This window comes from Proteus sp. LHD240705 (assembly GCF_047921555.1).
Classification (GTDB): domain Bacteria; phylum Pseudomonadota; class Gammaproteobacteria; order Enterobacterales; family Enterobacteriaceae; genus Proteus.
This window is the reverse complement of the sequence record NZ_JBLRMI010000043.1, coordinates 1-372: the sequence shown is the minus strand read 5'-3', so window position 1 is coordinate 372 and position 372 is coordinate 1. Positions and strand designations below refer to the sequence as shown.

The following is a 372-nucleotide window of genomic DNA, read 5'->3' as shown; positions in this document are numbered from 1 at the left end:
CAAATCGAATGATTTATTATTGATAATAAATGTGTTGTCTCAAATAAATATTTTGCTATTCTCTGCGCGGGTGCTTGGATCAATCTGGTTCAAGCATTTTGCAAGCACCAGAAAGAGAAAAGCCCCGATTATGTTATTTAACATTAACCGAGGCGGACTCAAAAACACACAATTTGATTCTGCCTCCATTTTTATCGGAGTGCAAGAGGAAATGAAGAAATATTCTTTAATCGGGCTAATGATCGTCACGATGATAATACCCAGTAACGTATTATTGGAGAGTACACTTTTTGTTTATTCATACCCAATAATGGATATTTAATGATTCAGGTTAATATATCTTTTAGTTTATATTAATCTTGTGGGGGAGCA

Annotated in this window: 1 protein-coding gene; it reads left to right on the top strand. The window is 34.1% G+C overall.

All coding sequences use genetic code 11. From position 1 onward, the window contains the following. On the top strand, nucleotides 1-322 hold a 322-nt coding region (locus ACNART_RS17940), incomplete at its 5' end, for a hypothetical protein (protein WP_368927838.1). Between the last annotated feature and the right edge of the window lie 50 nt (nucleotides 323-372).